Raw genomic sequence first — 3,450 nt, 5'->3', positions numbered from 1 at the left:
ATTGCCTCTGAAATCATGGTGAATCCACCATTCACTATGATTGCCTTTGCAGTTCTCATGTCTTCGAATATCTGCTCTTCATTGAATGACCTATATGTAAGGTTTCCATCCACTTCGTCCTTATTGAATCCATAGACAATGAACTTGTCATCCAATTTCTTAAGCTCTTCCATAAGATTGATGCTTGATTCAGCTGTCTGATAAACCAATACATGATCTCCCTTTTCAGGTTTCAATTCCATTATTTCCTTCCTCAATACCGGTGGATAAAGGGCAGTCATATGAGGATGCTTTAAAGGGGGATGGAAGAAGCTTGTAATTATATGCCTCTTTGGCCTTAAGATGTATGATTTGCACACGGCCTTTGCAGTCAGCATATCTATCCTATGGTTTGGAGGATAATCGTACTCACATTGTGTAAGCATGTGGATGTTGTCCAAACTGATCAATGGAATGTTCATAAGCTTACTGAGCATACTTGAATAGTTTTCAAAGTCGGATATGATAATGTTTGGCTTGACCTTTTTGTATTGCTTATACAAAACATTGTATCCGTCCTTCAAGTTGGTAGGATTTGCCTTCATTGCCTTGAAGAAGGTTTTCTTGGTTCTCACTACATTGTTTTCATAAACTGTATTGAATCCTCCGATTTCAAACACATTATCGAATTTCTGTGCTAGGAATTCATATGCTCTTTCACTTGAAAATATATAAACGTCATATTTTTTAGTCAAATGCTCAAGGATTACACTGCTTCTGATTGCATGTCCCATTCCTTCTCCGCAGATTGAGTAGAATATTCTTTTTCTTCCGGTTTCAGCTATTGCATCTTCCAATGTAATCAGTGCATTATCGCTATCCTCTCCACTATCTAAGAGCAAACTCTCATCTTCAGGCCTTTCCAGATTCTTCATGCTTTCGGAATCAACACCAATCAAGGTTGTTTCATTTTCGTTAACTTGAACCTCAATCAATTCGTTTTCTTCAGGTTCCCTATCCTTAAACTTGTTGATTCTGTCCTTTATCATACGGTTTCTGGATTTTTCAGCAATCCTTTCCATATCTACACTGTCAAGTGCCTCAATTGGGTTATGTGAAAATTCATAATCTTCTGCATTGGATCCATGGCCAAATCCATAACCTAATTCTTCTGCAGTTGTTCTCTTTCCTCTAAAGTCATTGACAGTACTTTTTCCATATTGCTTAAGTAATGTGTAGAGGCCTTCTTCTTCAAGTCTTCTTGTAGATACTCCAATCTTGGCATTTCTAAGAACCTTGAATTCGCTTATTTCAGCTAATCTTTCAATATAGTCGGTGTCTTCACCAAAGCTTAAATCCTCATCAAATCCATTGCATTCATCATGCAATTCCTTTCTGGATATGATTCCATAGCAGCCTGCACCATGAGGCTTGATGTTTTCAACAGCTATCATGAACCAGTTTGCCAAGTCGTGAAGGTATTTGTCCCTTTTCTTTTCGGAAAGTGGGGTCATTTGAGTGATTGCTATGCCTAAGCCGTCTGCTTCAAATTCTTCAATCACATTAGTGAGGTAATTTTCTGTAAGCTCCAAATCTGAATCTAAAAATAGCAATATTTCCCCTTTTGCTGCTTTTGCACCGTTGTTTCTTCCGATTCCAGGAAGTCCTCCCTCAACGACAACACAACCATATTCCTCGGCTATTTCTCTAGTATTATCATTGGATTGTGCATCCGCCACTATTACTTCGTAGTCTGTAAAATCCTGAGACTTGATGCTTTCTAGCAATTTTGGAAGATATTCCTCTTCATTGTATGTAGGTATGATAATACTGATTTTCATTTTATCATCTCTTGGGAGTTTTTATTGGTTTTAGATAATCTTATTTTTATTATTATAATATTTGTTAATCAAGTTAAATATTTTTTTGATTAATTCATTATAAGTATGAATATATGTTCCAGCTTAAGGAATACCAATCGCATTTTCCCTCCAAACTAATGGCTAAGTTATTTAACAATTCCATCTCATTATATTGATTTGAAAGATAAACTGTTGTTTTATTTTGATGCTCTGTCAAATTTAATGTATCGTATTGATTTAAAGTATCAAGGTCATGACCCTCACCTATATTCACTTCATAAGAATCGGGACAAGCACCATAAAATGCAATTGAAAACCTTAAGACAATAATCAATATCAATGCTATATGAGGCAAGAATTTCTTGAAAAGCCTGATTTTGGATTCCTTATTTTTACTGACTTTATCTGATATTTCTGATTTGACAATATCTCTTTCGTCTCTTCTGCTTAATAAGTCTGAAAATCCATCTAAAATATTGCCGTTAAACAATATTATAAGCATCCCATATATTCCACCAACTGCAGGAGTTCCAAACAAGCCTCCATCCATAATTCCAATTATCCCTAATGTGCTTGTAAATGCAAGCAACACTCTTGATAGCCATTTACGTCTTTGCAATGACATGACCATTGCAATGTATATGATAGGAATTAAGATGAAGAGTGCATAGATTATGCTTGGTGTATAGGCACTTAATGAGCTTCCAGTATGTATTCCAGCAGGAATATATGTTAAAAGGCTTCCAAGAATGATTCCAAATATTGCCTTATACAAATGGGAATGAAGAATGCTGGTACTTGTCATGGTTGGATTCATGACGACTAGTATTGTATTCCAATTCAGTCCAAGTGTGCTTCTCAAGTACACTTCCACAATCAAACCCATTACTGCAGTGAATAGAAATAGGACTAGGGATAACTTCAGATAAAAATCATTATCCTTAAGGATTTTTGGAATATTAAGATTCATGAAATAACTGTATATCCTATCATTGTCTCCAATTGCGGATAGGATTATTGTTATTCCAAAGACTACAAAAAAGAGTATGTCCTTTCCTTTTGAGGATCCCATCAGAATCGGTTGGGCAAATGGTCTTATGAATTGGTCTATTCCACTTAAGAAGAACAGCAAAGTTCCAAAAATGATTAAAATTATTCCAAAGGGAATATATCGGTTTATCTTTTTCATAAGACTTCCTCGCTCTATTTAAATTGTTGAAAAATAAAGTTCAAATATTTATTTAAAATATGAAATATATATTATGAAATATAATTAACTGAAACTAATATTATTATAATTTTTATTATCATATATTTTATAAATTAATTTTTATTAATCATATGATTTATAAATTTTTATATTTAATTAGATTAAAGTGGTATCATGTTTCCAATTAGCTTTTATATCGGATTGATTTTAATAGGAATCTTTGCTGGATTCGCTTCAGGATTGCTTGGAGTTGGTGGAGGATTCCTGATGGTTCCTTTGCAATTCTTCCTATTCACATCAGTTGGAGTTGACCCTTCACTTGCCATGATGGTGTCCTTGGGAACCAGTTTGGCAATTATCATACCTACTGCTGCATCTGGTGCCTATCAGCATCAAAAG

The 3,450-nt window shown here is 34.7% G+C and carries 3 protein-coding genes; 1 reads left to right on the top strand and 2 read right to left on the bottom strand.

What is annotated here, in order from left to right:
* A partial coding sequence (locus ACKI67_RS06920) for an MJ1255/VC2487 family glycosyltransferase (RefSeq protein WP_407462732.1) occupies positions 1-1,820 on the bottom strand: 1,820 nt, incomplete at its 3' end.
* A gap of 97 nt (positions 1,821-1,917) precedes the next feature.
* Positions 1,918-3,030, bottom strand: coding sequence for a hypothetical protein (locus tag ACKI67_RS06915; RefSeq protein ID WP_407462731.1), 1,113 nt, complete (start codon positions 3,028-3,030; stop codon positions 1,918-1,920).
* 195 nt (positions 3,031-3,225) lie between these two features.
* Between ACKI67_RS06915 and ACKI67_RS06910 the strand changes: the two genes are divergently transcribed.
* A partial coding sequence (locus ACKI67_RS06910; RefSeq protein WP_407462729.1) for a TSUP family transporter occupies positions 3,226-3,450 on the top strand: 225 nt, incomplete at its 3' end.

Source organism: Methanobrevibacter sp., from assembly GCF_045577275.1.
Taxonomy (GTDB): Archaea; Methanobacteriota; Methanobacteria; order Methanobacteriales; family Methanobacteriaceae; genus Methanobrevibacter.
This window is presented reverse-complemented; position numbering and strand designations above follow the sequence as displayed.

Bases quoted from the DNA above. Each gene is read 5' to 3' on its own strand.
- ACKI67_RS06915 (WP_407462731.1), bottom strand. From the start codon at position 3,030: ATGAAAAAGATAAACCGATATATTCCCTTTGGAATAATTTTAATCATT.